This is a genomic window from Methanofollis tationis, assembly GCF_013377755.1.
GTDB lineage: Archaea > Halobacteriota > Methanomicrobia > Methanomicrobiales > Methanofollaceae > Methanofollis > Methanofollis tationis.
In genome coordinates this window covers 268653-285911 of sequence record NZ_JABXWR010000001.1, presented here as the reverse complement: position 1 = coordinate 285911, position 17259 = coordinate 268653, and the positions used below count along the sequence as shown (strand labels likewise).

At 64.6% G+C, this 17259-nt stretch carries 16 protein-coding genes; 10 read left to right on the top strand and 6 right to left on the bottom strand.

All coding sequences use genetic code 11. The features are described from left to right. Positions 1–34 precede the first annotated feature (34 nt). Genes HWN36_RS01430 through thiI form a run of 3 tightly spaced genes read left to right on the top strand, consistent with a single transcriptional unit; the run spans position 35 to position 2292 of the window. On the top strand, positions 35–373 hold the full coding sequence (locus tag HWN36_RS01430; RefSeq protein WP_176787579.1) for a NifB/NifX family molybdenum-iron cluster-binding protein: 339 nt from the start codon (positions 35–37) through the stop codon (positions 371–373). Next, positions 370–1113 (top strand): ATP-dependent sacrificial sulfur transferase LarE, encoded by a 744-nt coding sequence (gene larE, locus HWN36_RS01425; protein ID WP_246269810.1) that lies wholly within the window; start codon positions 370–372, stop codon positions 1111–1113. The genes HWN36_RS01430 and larE overlap by 4 nt, the downstream gene beginning before the upstream one ends. After that, positions 1114–2292, top strand: coding sequence for a tRNA uracil 4-sulfurtransferase ThiI (thiI, locus tag HWN36_RS01420; protein WP_176787577.1), 1179 nt, complete (start codon positions 1114–1116; stop codon positions 2290–2292). It abuts the gene before it with no gap. On the opposite strand, the gene HWN36_RS01415 is transcribed toward thiI, so the two are convergent. The 3 genes from HWN36_RS01415 to HWN36_RS01405 all read right to left on the bottom strand — a co-directional run bounded on the left by HWN36_RS01415 (position 2279) and on the right by HWN36_RS01405 (position 4379). Beyond that, positions 2279–2917: a GNAT family N-acetyltransferase gene (locus tag HWN36_RS01415; protein WP_218133175.1), complete on the bottom strand. Its 639-nt coding sequence runs from the start codon at positions 2915–2917 to the stop codon at positions 2279–2281. The genes thiI and HWN36_RS01415 overlap by 14 nt on opposite strands. Before the next feature lie 98 nt (positions 2918–3015). After that, complete coding sequence (pscS, locus tag HWN36_RS01410; RefSeq protein ID WP_176787573.1) at positions 3016–4200, bottom strand: O-phospho-L-seryl-tRNA:Cys-tRNA synthase; 1185 nt, start codon at positions 4198–4200, stop codon at positions 3016–3018. Continuing rightward, positions 4197–4379: a hypothetical protein gene (locus HWN36_RS01405; RefSeq protein WP_176787572.1), complete on the bottom strand. Its 183-nt coding sequence runs from the start codon at positions 4377–4379 to the stop codon at positions 4197–4199. The genes pscS and HWN36_RS01405 overlap by 4 nt, the downstream gene beginning before the upstream one ends. A 448-nt stretch (positions 4380–4827) precedes the next feature. Between HWN36_RS01405 and HWN36_RS01400 the strand changes: the two genes are divergently transcribed. Genes HWN36_RS01400 through HWN36_RS01385 form a run of 4 tightly spaced genes read left to right on the top strand, consistent with a single transcriptional unit; the run spans position 4828 to position 11710 of the window. Beyond that, positions 4828–5973, top strand: a complete 1146-nt coding sequence (locus HWN36_RS01400) for a metallophosphoesterase family protein (RefSeq protein WP_176787570.1) — start codon at positions 4828–4830, stop codon at positions 5971–5973. Further along, positions 5960–9109, top strand: a complete 3150-nt coding sequence (locus tag HWN36_RS01395; protein ID WP_176787568.1) for an AAA family ATPase — start codon at positions 5960–5962, stop codon at positions 9107–9109. The genes HWN36_RS01400 and HWN36_RS01395 overlap by 14 nt, the downstream gene beginning before the upstream one ends. After that, a complete protein-coding gene (locus HWN36_RS01390; RefSeq protein WP_176787566.1) occupies positions 9106–10131 on the top strand; it encodes a DNA double-strand break repair nuclease NurA in 1026 nt (341 codons plus the stop codon). The genes HWN36_RS01395 and HWN36_RS01390 overlap by 4 nt, the downstream gene beginning before the upstream one ends. Next, positions 10109–11710 carry an ATP-binding protein gene (locus tag HWN36_RS01385; protein ID WP_176787564.1) on the top strand — a complete coding sequence of 534 codons (1602 nt, stop codon included), beginning with the start codon at positions 10109–10111 and terminating at the stop codon, positions 11708–11710. Before HWN36_RS01390 ends, HWN36_RS01385 begins: the two co-directional genes overlap by 23 nt. A gap of 26 nt (positions 11711–11736) precedes the next feature. On the opposite strand, the gene HWN36_RS01380 is transcribed toward HWN36_RS01385, so the two are convergent. Beyond that, positions 11737–12243 carry a nucleotide-binding protein gene (locus HWN36_RS01380; protein WP_176787562.1) on the bottom strand — a complete coding sequence of 169 codons (507 nt, stop codon included), beginning with the start codon at positions 12241–12243 and terminating at the stop codon, positions 11737–11739. A 12-nt stretch (positions 12244–12255) separates the two neighbouring features. Then, positions 12256–13125 carry a formate/nitrite transporter family protein gene (locus HWN36_RS01375; protein WP_176787560.1) on the bottom strand — a complete coding sequence of 290 codons (870 nt, stop codon included), beginning with the start codon at positions 13123–13125 and terminating at the stop codon, positions 12256–12258. A 389-nt stretch (positions 13126–13514) separates the two neighbouring features. Between HWN36_RS01375 and HWN36_RS11890 the strand changes: the two genes are divergently transcribed. From HWN36_RS11890 to HWN36_RS01365, 3 genes are all read left to right on the top strand, one after another. Continuing rightward, on the top strand, positions 13515–14414 hold the full coding sequence (locus HWN36_RS11890; RefSeq protein ID WP_281361624.1) for a chloride channel protein: 900 nt from the start codon (positions 13515–13517) through the stop codon (positions 14412–14414). A gap of 7 nt (positions 14415–14421) precedes the next feature. Further along, positions 14422–15312, top strand: coding sequence for a chloride channel protein (locus tag HWN36_RS12105; RefSeq protein WP_343044899.1), 891 nt, complete (start codon positions 14422–14424; stop codon positions 15310–15312). Between the two features lie 62 nt (positions 15313–15374). Beyond that, positions 15375–16301 (top strand): SDR family oxidoreductase, encoded by a 927-nt coding sequence (locus HWN36_RS01365; protein WP_176789546.1) that lies wholly within the window; start codon positions 15375–15377, stop codon positions 16299–16301. On the opposite strand, the gene HWN36_RS01360 is transcribed toward HWN36_RS01365, so the two are convergent. After that, on the bottom strand, positions 16296–17243 hold the full coding sequence (locus tag HWN36_RS01360) for a hypothetical protein (RefSeq protein WP_176787558.1): 948 nt from the start codon (positions 17241–17243) through the stop codon (positions 16296–16298). The two genes, HWN36_RS01365 and HWN36_RS01360, sit on opposite strands and share 6 nt — an antisense overlap. Positions 17244–17259 lie beyond the last annotated feature (16 nt).

Here is a 17259-nt window from a genome sequence, read left to right as displayed (position 1 = left end):
ACCCCTTTATCCGATGGACAGAAATGAGGTACGCATGAAGATTGCAGTCGCCACCGACGGGGAGGGGGGGCTTGATGCGATTGTGGCCACGGACTTCGGGCGGGGCGAGACCTTCACTCTGGTCGAGGTCGAGGGAGAGGCGATCGCCGCCGTCCGGGTCGTCGAGAACGAGGGGAGGCGTATGGCACAGGGCGCGGGGATCGCCGCCGCCGAGCAGGCGCTGGAGGAGGGGGTGGACGCCGTCGCCGGCGGACACTTCGGCCCGCACGCCGAGGAGATCTTCAGAGAGGAGGGGATCGACCTCGTCTATATCCCGAAGGTGACGGCGAGAGAGGCGGTGGAGCGGTATCTCGCACATCTGAAAGGTGTATGATCGCCGATCAGATGCCCGAGTGCCTCCGGGCCTATCTCGTCGCACACGCTCCCGTCGTCGTCGCCCTCTCGGGAGGGACGGACAGCGCCGTTCTCCTGGCGGCGGCGACGAAGGCCGGGGCGACGGTGGCGGCGGTGACCGTGGAGACCGGGCTTGCGCCCCCCGGCGAGGCAGGGCAGGCTGCAGAGGTGGCGGCGGCGCTCGGTGTTCCGCACACCCTCCTGCACGTCGATATGCTCGCCATCGAGGCGGTGCGGTTCAACGCCCCTGAGCGCTGTTATCTCTGCAAGCGGCGGATGATGGAAGAGGTCGCCGGGTGGGCACGCGCGCACGACTATGCCTCGGTCGCCGACGGGACGCATGCCGGCGACGATCCCGGCGAGCGTCCGGGCGTCCGGGCCCTGCGGGAACTCGGCGTCGTCAGCCCGTTTGCCGCCTGCGAGATGGGAAAGGAGGAGATCGTCGCCCTCGCGCGGGCCTGGGGGATCCCGGTCCGCCCCTCCTCGTCCTGTCTTGCGACCCGCCTGCCCGAAGGCGCCGAGGTGACGCCGGCGGCGCTGCGGCAGGTCGCCGCGGCCGAGGCGATCCTCAGGGAGGAGGTGCCCGGGCGGGTGCGGGTCAGGGTTGTGGGGCGCTCGGCCAGGATCGAGGTGCCGGCCGGATTCGAGGAGCGGGCGAGGGCGCTGGTTCCCAGGATAAAGGCGCTCGGGTTTGAAGAGGTTATCATAGGAGACGAGTAGATGGGCACGGTGCTGCTGCGGTTCGGGGAGTTGTTCTTAAAGAGCGAGAGCGTCAGGCGGATCTTCATGGAGACGCTGAGGAGGAACCTGGAAAAGGCGCTGGCGGCGTCCGGGCTCGAGCACGAGGTCGAGGTGCGCCGGGACCGGGTCCTGGTCCACGGCCCTGACCCCGAGGGGATCGCCGGCGTCGCCGCCAGGACCTTCGGGATCGTCGATGTCGCTGTCTGCACCCGCACGGGAACGAGCATCGAGGAGATGGGGGAGGCGGCCCTTGAGAGGGCGCGCCGGCACCTCCGGGCCGGGATGACCTTCGCGGTCCGGGCCCGGCGCGAGGGCGTGGAGGGGTATACGAGCCAGCAGATCGGGGCCGAGGTCGGGAGCGTGATCTACGAGGCGATCCCCGGGCTTTCCGTCGACCTCACGCACCCTGACTACGAGGTCTTCGTCGAGGCCAGGCCGTACGGCGGCCTGGTCTACGACGAGCGGATCCCGGCGCCGCGGGGGCTCCCCTTCGGGACGCAGGAACGGGTGCTCTCCCTCCTCTCCGCGGGGATCGACTCGCCGGTGGCCGGCTGGCTGGTGATGCGCCGGGGCTGCACCCTCACCCACCTCACCCTGGACGGCGGGCGGTGGCAGGGCGAGGAGGTGCGAGAGGCCGTGCTCAGGCATCACGCCGTCCTCTCGACCTGGTGCATGGGCCATCCCCTCGACCTGATCGTCGCCGACATGGAACCGTTCTTCGATGTGATGACCGCGGCGGCCGAGCCCCGGTACCGCTGCCTCCTCTGCAAGCGCTTCATGTTCAGGGTCGCCGACGCCGTCGCCCGGCGTGAAGGAGCGTTCGCCATCGTCACCGGCGACAACCTCGGGCAGGTCGCCTCCCAGACCCTGGTGAACCTCGGGGTGATCGAGTCGGCCGCCACCATGCCGGTGCTACGCCCGCTCATCACCTATGAGAAGGCCGAGGCGGTCGATATCGCCCGGCGGATCGGCACCTTCGACGAGGACGCGGGCGACCTCTCCTGCCGTGCCGTGCCGAAACGCCCGGCGACGCAGGCCGATATCGCGGCGATCGAGGAGAACGAGGCAAAAATCGATCTCGACGGCCTCGTCGCCGGGGCCGTTGGATCGCTGCGGTTTGTCAGGGCGATCAACGGAGAGATCGTCAGGACCGGTTGAGTCCTGCCTCCCGCACCATCGCCCAGCTCTCCACCTCTGTTCCCGGGATGAGACTCTTTTCGATCACCCGAAAGCCGTAGTGCTCGTACAGCGCTACATTCTGCTCGTTTTGAGTGACGAGATAGCAGGGGAGCCCCTCCCCATCCAGGCGGGCGAGCACCGGGCGGATCAGGCGGCTCGCATACCCTTTTCCCTGGCAGGTCGGGTCGACGCCGATGAAGAAGAGGTAGTGGTGGGGACCGGGCATATGCCGGCGGTGGAGGGTGTCGAGGTAGTCTGAGAAGGAGAGAATACGTTCCAGGGCCTCTTTTCCAACCCCCTTCCTGAACCGGAAGAGCCCTGCCCGAAGGGCCCTCCAGAGGGTGATTTCCACATTTTTCTGTGGGAGCCAGACGGCGACACCCTCAAAGTGCGGCGAGGTCGTATAGACTTCTCCGTAGATCAGGCCGTACCTGAGGAGGAACTCGAAGTGATGGCGTGCGATCTTCAGACGGTTCCCTTCGTCCGGAACAAAATAGTCCATCTTCGAGTCCTGCCAGAATGCCCGGGCGAGCATCTCCGCGGCAGAGCCAATATGCTCCTTTTTGAGGCGGTGGAGAACGCTGGAATCAGCCAGAACTTCCATAACTCGCATGGCATCATGGGACGGCATACCGGTATATTATCGTTGGCCCCGCCGCGGTCACGGTGTGGTGACCGAAAAAAAGAGGCACACCTCTCCCCTCACGGGGAGACGACCGAAAGCCCGTTCTCCTCTGCAATCTCGATATAGGCAGCGGCAACATACTCTGCCTGCGCCCGGGAGATCCCGTAGGTGTTGAACTTCCAGACCTTCGTCGCTCCCGGGATCACGCCGACGATACCCTTCTTGTTCAGGGCCGAGGAGAGGAAAAAGCCGCGTTTTTTGTGCGTCTCGGCGATCAGGTCAAACGACGCCGAGGTGTCGACGCGGGTCAGGGTGTGGCGGCGGGGCATCTCGGACTTCACGACCGTGCCCTCGATCGACCGCAGGGCGTCGAGGACGATCCGGCCGTTCGCCAGCTCCTCGTCCCAGCGGTCCACGCGCGCCCGCACATGCGGGAAAGAGGCCATCATGCCCATGAGGGTCACGCCCATCAGGGTGCAGCCCATCATCTCCACCTCCTTGATCCCGAAGGTCCGGCCGGTGAGATCGCCCTTGATCTGCGTTGTCCTGAAGACCTCCTCAGCCCGCTCGGCGGTCGTCGCCAGCACGCCCGAAGGGGCGGGCGCCGCCATGCTCTTGTGCCCTGAACCGACGACGAAGTCCACGCCGAGGGCTTTGCCGTCCACCGGCATCGTCCCGACCGTGTAGGCACCATTGAGGAGGACCGGGATGTCGTACCCGTGCGCCACCCGGGCGATCTCCTGCACCTCGTGGAGGTTGCCGAACTGGTAGTCGACGTGGTCGATGAAGAGCAGGACCGGCGGCCGTCCAGAGGCGCGGGTCACCTCCTCGATCCGCTCGGCCGCCGCATCGGCCCTGATGATGTTGTTTTCGTCCTTCGGGATCTCGTGCGGGACCCCGCCGGCGTTCTCGACGGCGATGAACTCAGTGTAGTGGGAGAGGGCGGTGAGGACCACCGGGTCGCCTTTCTGCACATAGGTGCCGGCGACGGCCTGGAACCCCCGGCGCGCCCCCGGGACCACCCGCGCCTCGTCCATGCCGACGAAGGCGGCGAGGTCGTCGTGAAAGGTTGCGATCGGCGGTTTTTCGATATAGTCGAGCCTGAAAGGTTTCCGGCAGTTGTCGCAGACCGAGTAGCCATCGCCATAGGCGATCACCGCCTTCATCGCGTCGGCGGTCAGGCGGCCGGCCGCCTGGATGGGATCGATATTGATGTTCATCTCCTCGACGTCGCGGAGATCGATATCCGGCGTGCACTTCATCTGACCATCTCCTGCTCCAGGATGCCAATCTGCTTTTTCAGTTTCTCTATCGCTTTTGCAGCTTTAGCCCGCTGTTCCTCGTCGAGATCGTGAAGGGGCGCCGTCTCCCGCATCAGCGCCCTGAGATCGGTCAGGAGGAACAGGGCCTGGAAGATCGCATCCACGGACCGCTGTGTCATGAGAATCACCACCCTCATAGTGCGCACCGACCATAGATAGTGGTGACGCTTCACTTTCGGGGTGCACGGAGCGCCCTTTATATAAGGCCTGATAAGAGATCGATCAGGTCAACTACCTCGGCCTAAAGACCGAGGCTTGTAACTATGGAGGAATCACCATGTCACATCCACACAAACCTGATAACCGGCTTATGCTGGCACCGAAGTGCAGGCTGGTTGACAACAGCCTACCTGATCGAGATATACCCAATCAGGCAATGTCTCCCCTTTCTCAAGCATTTGCGATCTGCAACTTCAGCCGTTATCTCTCCTATTGGGGAGTGCCTATCCTCAGAAAAAGGTATGCAGACAAATGCTTATCTGATGTATTAGCGTTCGACCATAAATCCATTTCGGAGGGGGCAATTCCTCCCCGGCCTGAAGTCCGGGGTCTCCTTGCCCGTTTTAGATGAAATTCATCCATATCGCCGATACGCACCTGGGCCTTGCGGCCTTCAATAAACTGGACGCCACCGGGATGAACCTTCGGGAGCGGCTGATATATGAGAATTTTCTTGCGGGGATCGAGCGGATCATACAGGAGCGGCCCGACGCCGTCGTCCATGCCGGCGACCTCTTTCATACGGTCAAGCCGAAGACCCGCGCCTATACGACGGTGCTTGCGGCCCTCGATCTCCTGCAGGATGCCGGAGTGCCCCTCATCGTCATCGCCGGCAACCATTCGATGGCAAAGACCCGCTACACCGAGTCGCCGTTTGCAGTCCTGGAATACCACGGCGCGGAGGTCCATGCCGCATACCGCTACCGCTACGAGGCAGTCGAGGTCGGGGATGCGACCTTCCACCTCATCCCGAACATGCTGGAGGCGGCAGACTACCGGCGGGAGTTCGACGGGATCGAGCGCCGCTCAGGAACGGCGAACGTCCTGGTCACTCACGGCCTCGCCTCGATGCTGAAGGAGCACCGCCTCCACACCGTCGCCGAGCACGAGATCGACGCGGCGATGATCTCTGACGAGTTCGACTACATCGCCCTGGGCCATTACCACGGCCAGGTGCAGATCGCCGGGAACGCCTGGTACAGCGGCTCCATCGAACACTGCACCTACGGCGAGCGAAAGGACAGAAAGGGCGCCCTTGTCGTGGACACCGCCACCGGGCGCGTGGAGCACCTCGACCTGAAGAAGACGCCGATGCTCGATCTCGGGACGATCGCCTGCGCCGATCTCTCGGCCGAGGAGATCGCCGACGCCGTCGCCGGGCTGGTCGAGGGCGTCAGGGAGGAGCAGGCGATGTGCGAACTCACCCTGGACGGCATGCGGCGCGAGAGCCAGCGGCACCTGGGCCGCCGGGCGCTGGCCGGGTGCGCCGGCCGCCTCCTCGACCTGAGGCTGCGGGTGGTCGCCCAGGAGGAGGAACGCCGGCGGTTTGCCGGGGACGACCTGATCGGGGTCGATTATGTGGGCGAGTTCGGGCGGTTCGTGCAGGGGAAAAACCTCCCGAAAGAGGCCGAGGAGTATGTCCTGAAGGCGGGCGGGGAGGCGCTGAGACGGGCGATCCTGGTGCACGCGGAGGGCGACGATGCTCCTGCATAGGCTGGTCATGCGCAACTTCAAGCGCTACCGAGAGGAGGAGATCAGGTTTGCCGACGGGATCACCGGGATCGTCGGGAACAACGGGGCGGGGAAGAGCACGATCGTGGAGGCGGTCGTCTTCGCCCTGTACGGCCTCCAGGGCGGGAGCGGCGGCGCCTATATCGTCTCCTCGTTTGCCGGCAAAAAGGAGCGCTGCGAGGTCCGCCTCGATTTCTCGGTCGGCGGCGTGGAGTATGCGGTGACGCGGACCTACCGGCGGACCGAGACCTCGGTCCAGCACGACGCCGCCCTCTTCATGGAGGGTGCGCATCTCGCCGAGGGGGTGAGCGACGTCGCCCGCCAGGTGAGGCGGATCCTGGGGATGGGGCCGGAGGACTTCAGGCACACGGTGTTTGCCGCCCAGAAAGACCTCCTCTCCCTCCTGGACCGGCAGCCGGGCAAGCGGAAGGAGTGGTTCATGCGCGTGCTCGGGATCGACCACCTCAGGGACGAGGGGCTCGCCGCCCTGAAGGAGCGGCTCGATCTGGTCGAGCGCGACCTCGACGGGATCGGCGGGCGGCTGGCTGAGGTCGATGAGGAGGCGACGGCCGTGCGGCTGGCGGAGACCGACGTGCAGATGCGCGAGGCCGAAGCCGCCATTGCAGATACAGACGCCGCCCTCTCCCGCGCGGAGGAGGAGGCGAGGGTGCTCGTCGAGCGCCTCCGCACCCTCGAAGAAGAGGAGCGCCTCCATCTCCGCCTCCTCGAGGGGCGGCAGGCGGCAGAGCGCGAGGTGGCGAGGTTTAAGGGTGATGAGGAGCGGCGTTCGGCAGAGATCAGGGCCTGTTCAGCACTCCTTGCCGAGTGCGAGACGCTCGCCGCCGCGGAAGAGAGGGATCATGAGATCCTGGAGGCGTTCGACGCCGCCGAAGAGCGGCGGCAGGTCTACGAGCGCTGTGCCGAACGGTTCCAGACCCTTCTCTCCGCGGCCGGGGAGACAAAGCAGCGGCTCGAAGGTCTCGATGCCGCCCTGGCGCGGCTCGACGCCGACGCGGAGCTGGTCGAGAGGCTGCGGCCTGCGGTGGAGCGGCTGGGTGAGGTGCGGCGGTGTCTTGCAGAGGAGCGGGGGAGAGAGGCGCGGCACCGCGATCTCCAGGCCGGGATCGGTGCCGCCGCGGAGCGGGTGCGCGGGATCGAGCGCACTCTTGCCGCGCTTGATGCCGAGATCCTGGGCCTTGCCGGGAAGCAGGACGAACTCGATCGACTGGCCCCGGAGATTGCCGGCTCCGAAGGGCTCTCTGCCGTGGCGGCGCATATGCAGGAGATCGCCCGGCTCTTGCCCGAGATCGGGGCCGAGGAGCAGGCGATCGCAGGGCTCAGGGAGGACCTCAGCAGGCTGCAGGGGGAGGGAGAGGCACCCGGCGAGATCGAGGCGGCGATCGAGGGGGTGCAGGCTGCGCTCGGCACCGTCTCCGAAGAACTAGCCAGGGCGGTGGCCGAGAGTGAGAGGCTCAACGCGGCGCACGAGGATCTGGTCAGGGAGATCGAAGCCCTCATGGCGATCGGTCCCGACTCGCCCTGCCCCACCTGCCACCGCCCGCTCCACGACCACTACGACCGCCTCCTCGCCGACCTCACCGGGAAGGCCGGGGAGACCCTCGCCGAGATCAGGGCCCTGGATGCACGGGCCCGGGACCTGACAGGGGAGCGCGATCACCTCGCGGCCCGCCAGAAGGCCCTTGCCGCGGCGGCCCGGGCCGCAGGGGAGCGCACCAGGGAGATCGCCGTCCTCGAAGAGGGCGTAAGAGCCAGGGGAGAGCGGATCAAGGCCCTCAAGCAGGCCGTCGACGTAGAGGAGGAGAGGCTCGACGCCCTCGGGTCACCGGGCTATGACACTGAACGGCACCGGTTGGTGAAGGAGCGGTGCGCCGACCTTGAAGCGATGAAGGGGCGCTTTGACCGCCTCTCTGGCGAGTGCACCGCCCTGCCGGATAAGATCAGGGAGCGCGAAGGGCTGGTCCAGGATGCAGAGGCGGCCCGCGCCGGGATCGAGCGCGCCCTGGCCGAATGCGAGGCCCTCGGTTTTAACCCGGAAAGGATGAGCGCTCTTCAGGAGGAAGAGGTCGGGCTCGAGGAGACGTGGAAGGAGTACCTGGCGGCCGAGACGCGCCTTGCCGGGCGAGCGGCGATCGAGGAGGAGAGAGCCGCTGTACTCTCCCGCTTCGAGGAGCAGCGCCGTGCCATGCAGGCGTGCAGCACCGCGATGGAGGAGATCGGCCACGATGAAGAGCGGCACTCCCTCCTCAGGAAGGAGGCCGGGGCCGCCAGGGCGCGGCGTGATCGCCATGTCGAGGTGAAGATCGCCACCGGTCACCTGCCGGCACTGGAGGGGGAGCTGGCTGCGGTAAAGGGTGCGCTTTGTGAGGCAGAGGAGCGACTCCGGGAGACCGGGGCGCGGATCCTGGCCCTCGGCTTCGATCCCGCCGTCCTGCAGGCGGTGCAGGAGGAGACGAAGCGGGTCGGCGAGCGGTGCGCCGCGCTCCGGGAGGACCTTGCCGGGAAGCGGCGCGACCTCGCCCACCGTGAAGAGGTGCGGGTCGATCTCGCCGCCAGGCTGGAGCGGGCCCACAGCCTGAAGGGGCAGGCGGCCGCCCTGCAGACCGAGCGCGAGCACCTGAAGCTCGCCCGCTCTCTCATCTCCGAATATGCCGCCTACCTCCTCGGCGTGGTCAGGGGCCGCCTCGAAGGCGTCGTCGGCGAGGTGCTCGGCGAGATCACCGACGGCCGCTACGACACCGTCTTCATCGACGAGGACTTCACCCCCCTGATCAACGATATGGGCGCAGACTACCCGGCCGAACGCTTTTCAGGCGGCGAACAGGACGACATCGCCATCGCCCTGCGCATCGCCCTCTCCCGGTACCTGGCCGAGGTGCGCGGCGTCCAGGACGCCACCGTCCTCATCTTCGACGAGATCTTCGGGAGCCAGGACGAGGAGCGGCGGGCCAACCTGATACGGGCGCTGCGGACGCAGGAGGCCCATTTCCCGCAGATCTTCCTGATCTCCCATGTCGGCGAGGTGCAGGAGGAGTTCGAGACGACGCTGCGCGTCGAGGCCGGGCCTGGCCCTGAGAGCCATGTGGAGGCCTCAGAGTGAGCCCGGTCGAGCCCGGGGACGTTGCCGCCGTCCTTGCATGGATGGCGCATATCCGCCCCTCCGACCTTGCCGAACGCTTCGCCGCCTGCGGCGGGTTCGACGCCTCGTCCTATCTCCCCTGCCCCCCTGCATGCCCCGGGCACATCGCTGCGGTGGACGGGAGCAATGCCGAGGTGCTGGCCTCGGGGAGTTTCTCGGTGGCGGTGGTGCGGGCGGTCGAGGTCACCTACCGCAGGGGAAGGAGGGCGCATGCCGGGGAGAGCCCGCTCAGGGCCTTTCGGATCGGGCCTGAACGGGAAAACCCGGCATATGCCGATCTCTATGCAGAATGCTTCGACGGCGCCCTTCCGGCACGATCCCTCGAGAACGAGGACCGTTCAGAGGCCGCCGCCACCCTGCGCGACACCCTGGAGTACTGGGTCGCACGCCGCCTCGCAGAGAGCCTGGACGCCGGCGACGTCCTCCTCCTGGACGGCGCCCTCAGGGTGGGCCACGAGAGCCACCGCCCGGTCTTGATGGAGATCCTGAGGAAGGCCGCCGGGCGCGGCGTCCTGGTGGCGGCGGTGACCAAGGCGGCGGCGGCGACCTGGGGGAACGGCATCCCCCTCGTCCCGGCCGCCGCGGCGCTGGCTCGCCGGCTCGGCGTCGCGGGCCCATGGTACCTCGAGGTTCCGGCCACCCTGGGCGACGCCGTGCGCCACCGGGAGTGGGACTTTAGCGCCACCTATGTCGCCTGCCTCCACCCCGGATCGCCGCACCCCTTCAAGGTGGACCTGCCGGTCGGCACCTCGCCTGAGGAGGCGACCAGGACATTCTCGGCCCTTGCCGCCTATGCCGACGACGGGCGGGTCACCGGTTACCCCTTTCCCCTCTTCGACGCCCACCGCATGGCCGCGATCACTGCCGATCAGACGGAGTTCGTGAAGCAGCAGGTGATCGGGGCGATGTCGGGACGGGGCATGACAGAGCGCGAATACCAGGAATTGTTCGGAGATATGCATGATGAATTTGCACGCTATTGAAACAGAAGGCGCCGCCTTCAGGCTGATCGGCACCAGCGTCCTCTCGTACCGTTTCATCGTCCCCCACGACGAACTCCTCTGCGTCGGCGACCTCCTGAAAATCCAGGACGGGGTCAAAGGGCTCGCCTTTTTCGGGAAGGTCACCGACATCCTCCACGACTGCAACTTCGCCGACCCGAAGTGGGACACGCGGCCCTATACGAGGCAGTTCTACCAGATGGGCGAGGACGTCTTCCTGGGCGTCGACGCCGTCCCCCTCGGCTACCTCGACCGGGAGAAGAAGTTCAGGCGGCCAAACACGATCCCGGCGAAGTTCTCCCAGGTCTCGGTCGCCACCGCAGACGACCTCGGATTCCTGCGCGGCCTGATGGGCGAGATCGAGGTCGGGGTGATGAAGACCGGGCAGGGCGTCCTGGAAGGCGTACCGGTCGCCCTCCACGCGCGGGTGATGGCCCAGCACATGGGCGTGTTTGCGACGACCGGGATGGGGAAGAGCAACTTCATGAAGGTTTTCTCTGCCTCGTGCATGAGGGAGAAGCAGTTCGGGCTCCTGATCGTCGACCCGCACGGGGAGTACGCCGCCGGGGGGCGCTCATCGACCGGGGAATCGACGAAAGGGCTTATCCACTACACGGCCGGGAGGGACGGGCTCGCCGTCTTCACGATCAGTGATGAGAACGTGAAGAAATACTCGTTCTCCAGGCTCAGACTCGAGTACGACGACGTGCGGGCCTCCGACCTCAACCTTCTCTTCGATCACTCTGACGCCCAGCGGGACGTGCTCGAACTCCTCGAGGACGTGAACGGCGCAGAGTTGATCGGTTTCTTCCAGGAGACCGACTTCGAGACCTTCGACCCGGCAAAAGAGGCGACGTATCCAAAAAATCATAAAGCGACTGCCGAACATCTCCGCGGCTTCCACCCGGGCACCCTGAAGGTGATCGCCCGCCACGTCCAGATCCTCACCAGGACGAACGCCGCCTTCTTAAAGCCCTCGGGCTCGGCGATCGAGGAGATCGTCGACGCCCTGGAGGAGAACCGGGTCGTCCTCATCGACATCCCGAAGATGGGCGAGCGCAGCGAGCTCTTCGCCCTCTCGGTGATCACCCGGCGGATCATGCAGCGCCACCGCGAGTGGGGCGTCGCACGCGAAGAGGAGCCCCCGCAGGTGCTCATCGCCATCGAGGAGGCGCAGCGGGTGCTCGGGGCCGGCGGGCGGCGGACGCAGATCTTCCGCGAGGCGGCGATGGAGGGGCGGAAGTTCGGCGTCGGCCTCTGCGTCGTCACCCAGCAGCCAAAGAACATCGACCCCCGCGTGCTTGCCCAGTTAAACACCTTCGTGGTGATGGGGCTCGGCGACCGCGGCGACCGCGATATCGTCGCGAGCAGCGCAAAACAGGACCTCTCCCGCATGGACACCGAGATCCAGACCCTCGACACCGGCGAGGCGGTGATCTCCACGCTGAAGATACCCTTCCCGGTGAGCACCAGGATCCATCTCTTCGACGAGTATATTGCGCGGCTGAACAGGGAGAGACGATCGTCACTCGATGAAGGACTGCACCGGGGCTTTTCCTAGGGCCCCTGCTCCTTCATGCAAAAGAGTTACTTTTCTTGCGGCTTTATCTTCCTGATCGAGACGCAGTTGACCACCGGTTCGCCGGTTGCCACATAACGACGGATGATAATACCGAGCACTTCGACGACGTCGCCTTTTTTGACGTCTTCCTGCGGCGACGTGAACATCTTCACCGAGATCTCGCCGCTCTTGTCGGCGACGAGGTACTGCGGCCTGTTCAGGAAACGGAACATCGATCGTTCGACGACACCGCGGATCCTGACCGGTTTGCCCAGCATACTCTCGTTGATCGTCTTGATCCTGACGTCCTTTGCCTCCTGTTCATAGACCGGGACCAGGTCGGCATACTGGCTCTGGCTCATGTAGTTGAGCGCCAGCGGTATGACGAAGAGCAGGATGATCGTCGGGATGCCCCAGATGAGAATTGTGCGGTTGCCGGTGATGACGAATGTCACCAGGACAAGAACGATAAAAAATGCGGCGACGGCCAGGGAAACGGCCGAAATCCGCACATTGGTGTTTCTGATTTCCATTGTGCACGCTGGTTACTTGAGTGCCGCGATCTCTTTCTTGAAGGCGACCCAGTAGATGACGCCGACGAAGAGCAGGCCACCAACGATGTTGCCGATGGTAACGACGATGATGTTGTTGGTCCACATGGTCACCCAGCTGAGCTGCTGGAGGTTGGCACCGATACCTGCGGCCTGTTCGGCACTCAGGTAGGGTGCGGTCAGAATGCCTGCCGGTATGAAGTACATGTTTGCGACACAGTGCTCGAACCCGGTGGAAACGAAGGCCATGATCGGGAACCAGATGCCGAAGAACTTGCCTACCGCGTCGTCGGCGCAGATGCCGAGGAGGATGGCCAGGTTGACGAGCCAGTTACAACCGATCGCCTTGAGGAAGAGCGACCATACGGCTGGAGCGCTGAAGTACGATATCTTGCCCACCGCAATGCTGACAGCGCTCACGCCAAAGACGTTCGCGGCGCCGACACCTGCGGCGTTCCAGCTGGTCAGGGGGCCCATCGCCATGATGTAGGCGTAGACGATCGAGCCGATGAGGTTGCCGATATAGACCCAGATCCAGAGGTTGATCACGTTAGCCCAGGAGATCTTGTGGATAAACGCAGCCATCGGGGCGAGCATCGCGTCACCGGTGAAGAGTTCTGCACCGGTAAGGACGGTGATGATAAGCCCTACGGGGAAGACGGCACCCAGGATCAGCTTCGCCATACCTGCACCCAGGAGCGGGGCAGCGCCTGTGAAACAGACGGTTGCCAGACCGGCACCCATGGCGATGTAGGCTCCTGACATGAACCCTCTCAGGATCATGTTCCATGCGGGGAGGGAGGTCTTGTACTTCCCTGCGTCACCCGCCTTTGCGACAATTGCTACTGGAGGATGGAACACCATTTTTCTTTACACCTCTTAAACGTCCTACCTATACAGCACTATAAAGTCTTTCTCGTATAGGTCAAACTTAACTCTCTTGAAATCTTATTAAAGACTTTCTAAACGATAGTGCAAAACCGGATCTTCGCGGCGCCGTACCCGAGCCGGCCGGCCAGACCGGTACACAATTTTTAATTAACATTTTGTAATAGTTAATTGATTAATTTACGGCACGTCTCCGCCCCGATCCCATCGCGCCATTATACGCGCCGAAATCCCCCGATTGCTCGATGAGCGCGCAGAGTTTTTGCTGCGCCCCGCAAGGCCGGCCATATCCCGCCCGATGGCAATTCAGGGATGGCGAGATACGTTTTATCCCGTTTGCCCCACAATGTTCATGCTGAAAAACCATGACCGGCGGCGCCACACCTTCGCAGCGGATCCTTCTCATCGCCATCGTAGTCGGCGTGATCTCCGGCGTCGGCGCCCTCCTCTTCTTTGAGGGGCTCGAGATCGGGACACACTTCTTCATGGAGACGATCGTCGGGTTCAACCTCCCCGAGGAGGGAGAGAGCATCGCCGATATCTCCCTCTGGTCGTCCCCGGAAACCCCCTGGCTCATCCTGCCGGTGATCTGTTTCGGCGGCCTCCTCTCCGGCCTCCTGGTCTACACCTTCGCCCCTGAGGCAGAGGGGCACGGGACCGATGCGGCGATCCGGGCGTTCCACGGCGACGGGCGGATCAGGCACCGCATACCCCTGCTCAAGGCGATCACGGCGATCATCACCATCTCCACCGGAGGAAGCGCGGGCCGGGAGGGGCCGACCGCCCAGATCTCAGCCGGGTTCGGATCGATCGTCGCCGACTATCTCGGGCTTTCCGAGAAGGAGCGACGCATCGCGATCGCCACCGGCATCGGGGCCGGGATCGGCACGATCTTCAAGGCTCCCCTTGGCGGGGCGATCCTTGCGGCCGAGATCCTCTACCGGCGCGACTTCGAGTCTGAGGCGATCATCCCGGGCTTCCTCGCCTCGGTGATCGGGTATGCGATCTTCGGGACGGTCGAGGGCTTCGATCCGGTCTTCTCGCCGGTGGCGGTGGCATGGACCATTCCCCAGCTCCCCTTCTTCCTCGTCCTCGGCGTGATCTCGGCCGGCTTTGGGATCCTGTATATCAGGACATTCTACGGGGCGAACAAGGCATTTAACAGACTTTTCCAGCGATATCGGATCCCGAACCATGTCAAGCCCCTCGCCGGCGCCTTCCTCACGGGCGCCGTTGCGGTCGGGCTCTGCTACCTCTCCCCCTGAGACGGCGGTGATAGGCCTGGCCGGCCTCGGGACCGGCTACGGCTTTGTCCAGCTCGCCCTCTACTCGATGCTCCCGCTCTCTGTCCTCCTCATCATCCCCTTCGTCAAGATCCTCACCACCTCCTTAACCATCGGATCAGGAGGGAGCGGCGGCGTGTTTGCGCCCGGCATGATGATCGGGGCGGTGGCCGGCGGGGCGGTCGGCATGGTTTTTCATACGGTTCTCCCGGGCATGGTCCCGCTCGACCTGGTGCCGGGGTTCGTGGTCGTCGGGATGATCGCCCTCTTTGGCGCCATCTCCAACGCACCCATCGCCGTGCTGATCATGGTCGTCGAGATGACCGGAAACTTCTCCCTTTTTGTGCCTGCGATGGGAGCGGTGGGGATCGCCTATGTGCTCGCCCGCGAGGAGACAATCTTTCTCGAGCAGGTGCAGAGCAAGGCAGAGTCGGGCGCTCACCGGGGCGAGTTCGAGGTGGACATCCTGGAGGCGATCCTGGTGGGCGAGGTGATGGTCCCGGCCCCCTCGGTCATCGCCCTCTCGCCCGCCGACCCCTGCACAAAGGTCTTCTCCCTGATCTCGACCACGACCCACACCGGCTATCCGGTCCTCGAAGGGGACCGCCTCGTCGGGATCATCACGACGCGGGACGTGCGCGAACTCCTGGCCGGCGGCGACCTCTCCAGGCCGGTCGGGGAGCGGATGACCCGCGCCCCGCTGACGATCCACGAGGGGCGCACCCTCGAAGAGGCATTGCGGGTGATGATCGAGCACGACATCCACCATCTCCCGGTCGTCGGGGAGGGGGAGCGTATGACCGGGTTTTTGACCAGGACCGACCTGATGCTGGCGCACACCCGCTTCATCGCCTCCTCGGGGAGAGGAAGGCGAAAATAAGGCGAGCACAATATACAAATATTTATATAGTAATTCCGTCGTTACTCAGACGAGGCGATGATCTGAAGTATATCATTACGGGAGGAGCAGGGTTTATCGGCTCGAACCTCACCGAAGCACTCACAGATGCGCACGACCTGATCGTGCTCGACAATCTCTCGACCGGGCATATCGAGAACATCGAACCGCTCATCCGCGAGGGGCGGGTCTCGTTTGTCCGGGGGAGCGTCACCGATCTCCCCCTCCTCCAGAGGATTTTTGCAGGGGCGGACGGGGTCTTTCACCAGGCGGCATTGCCCAGTGTGCAGCGCTCGGTGGAGAACCCGCTTGCCACGCATGAAGCGAACGTCACCGGGACCCTGAATGTCCTGATCGCCGCCAGAGACGCAGGCGTGAAAAAAGTCGTGATGGCCTCCTCCTCATCGGTCTACGGGAACACGCCGACCCTCCCCAAGCGCGAGGATATGGTCCCGGCCCCGCTCTCGCCCTATGCCGTCTCGAAACTCGCCGACGAGCACTACGCCTCGGTTTTTTCCGACCTCTACGGGCTTTCGACCGTCTGCCTCCGCTATTTCAATGTCTTTGGCCCGCGGCAGGACCCGAACTCGCAGTACGCGGCGGTGATCCCGCACTTTCTGACGTGGATCCTGAACCGTCAACCGCCGGTGATCGACGGCGACGGCGAACAGACGCGGGACTTCACCTACGTGAAAAACGTGGTGCAGGCGAACATCAAATCGATGCAGAGCGATGCACAGGGAGTGTTCAACATCGCCTGCGGGGAGCGGACGAGCATCAACGCCCTCGCCCGGACGATCATGGACCTGACCGGAATCGACCTCGAGCCGATCCACCGGGAGCGGCGGGCCGGGGATGTGCGGGACTCCCTCGCCGATATCACCCGCGCCCGGGAGGCGTTCGGCTACGCACCCGCCTACTCCCTGGAGGAGGGGCTGGCGGAGACGATCCGGTGGTTTTCGGCCCTATGAAGCGATCCTGAACGCTGCCCCGCTCCTGCGGACCACCCTGGCCTTGAAGAGGTCGGCCAGGAGGTCGCGCAGGTAATCGAGGTCGAGTTTCAGGGTGATCTCGCCCTCCCCGGTGGTGAGGGGTTCGCCCTTCATCATCTCATAGATCTCCATCGCCGTAGCGGTGCCGCGCTCCTCGATGCACTCCAGGACCCGCTCCACCACGATCATCTTGACGGAGAGGCGCTCCATGAAGGCGTCGTACTCCTCCTCGTCGATCTCCAGGTCGGCGATGAGGGCGTCGACCTCCCCGATATCCATCCCGGCGATCGCATCGGCGCCGAACGTCACCCGGCAGAGCGGCACCGAGGCGATCGTCATCATCACCCTGATGCCATAGGTGCCGAGCGACTCGGGCTCTGCTTCATACACGAGCGCGAAGGGGAGGGACATGACAAGGTCGTCCGGGTCGGCATGGCGCTGCAGGGCCATCTCCCCGTCCTCCCGGATCTCGATGAGGCCGTTGCTCTGCAGCAGGGCAAGGGCCCTGATCCAGTGCACGAATTGTTCTGCGGTCTCGTCAGGGATGGTCTCCCCGGCTCCGTCCTTCTCGAGCGCCTCCATGACCGGCCTGATGAGGTCCTGCCCTGCGTCATCGGGAAAGGGGACGCCCGGGGGGTGTTCGGCCATGAATGCGGCGACGCTCTCCACCGTCTTCTCGATATCGGCGAGCGTATGTTTGTATCCCTCCTTCAGGCCCGGGTCTGCGACCTGTACGATCTCCCCGGAAAAAAGCGATCTGAAATCCCGGACCCGCCCGGTCAACACCAGGGAGCGGTCCAGTCTGGTCGTCCGGGAGAGGCGCGCCGTCATGCCGGCGCCCCTGAGGGTCCGGACGAGGTCCTCTGCATCGTCGATATCATTGAGCGTCAGCGTCTCTTCGAGCACCATGGTTGATCCCATAGATGTGGCGTCAGCA

What these genes read in the sequence shown, in the direction of transcription:
- HWN36_RS11890 (WP_281361624.1), top strand. Translation starts at nt 13,515, where the DNA reads ATGACCGGCGGCGCCACACCTTCGCAGCGGATCCTTCTCATCGCCATC.
- larE (WP_246269810.1), top strand. Translation starts at nt 370, where the DNA reads ATGATCGCCGATCAGATGCCCGAGTGCCTCCGGGCCTATCTCGTCGCA.
- HWN36_RS01415 (WP_218133175.1), bottom strand. Translation starts at nt 2,917, where the DNA reads ATGGAAGTTCTGGCTGATTCCAGCGTTCTCCACCGCCTCAAAAAGGAG.
- HWN36_RS01430 (WP_176787579.1), top strand. Translation starts at nt 35, where the DNA reads ATGAAGATTGCAGTCGCCACCGACGGGGAGGGGGGGCTTGATGCGATT.
- HWN36_RS01405 (WP_176787572.1), bottom strand. Translation starts at nt 4,379, where the DNA reads ATGACACAGCGGTCCGTGGATGCGATCTTCCAGGCCCTGTTCCTCCTG.
- HWN36_RS01395 (WP_176787568.1), top strand. Translation starts at nt 5,960, where the DNA reads ATGCTCCTGCATAGGCTGGTCATGCGCAACTTCAAGCGCTACCGAGAG.
- thiI (WP_176787577.1), top strand. Translation starts at nt 1,114, where the DNA reads ATGGGCACGGTGCTGCTGCGGTTCGGGGAGTTGTTCTTAAAGAGCGAG.
- HWN36_RS01385 (WP_176787564.1), top strand. Translation starts at nt 10,109, where the DNA reads ATGATGAATTTGCACGCTATTGAAACAGAAGGCGCCGCCTTCAGGCTG.
- HWN36_RS01360 (WP_176787558.1), bottom strand. Translation starts at nt 17,243, where the DNA reads ATGGGATCAACCATGGTGCTCGAAGAGACGCTGACGCTCAATGATATC.
- HWN36_RS01400 (WP_176787570.1), top strand. Translation starts at nt 4,828, where the DNA reads ATGAAATTCATCCATATCGCCGATACGCACCTGGGCCTTGCGGCCTTC.
- HWN36_RS01380 (WP_176787562.1), bottom strand. Translation starts at nt 12,243, where the DNA reads ATGGAAATCAGAAACACCAATGTGCGGATTTCGGCCGTTTCCCTGGCC.
- pscS (WP_176787573.1), bottom strand. Translation starts at nt 4,200, where the DNA reads ATGAAGTGCACGCCGGATATCGATCTCCGCGACGTCGAGGAGATGAAC.
- HWN36_RS01375 (WP_176787560.1), bottom strand. Translation starts at nt 13,125, where the DNA reads ATGGTGTTCCATCCTCCAGTAGCAATTGTCGCAAAGGCGGGTGACGCA.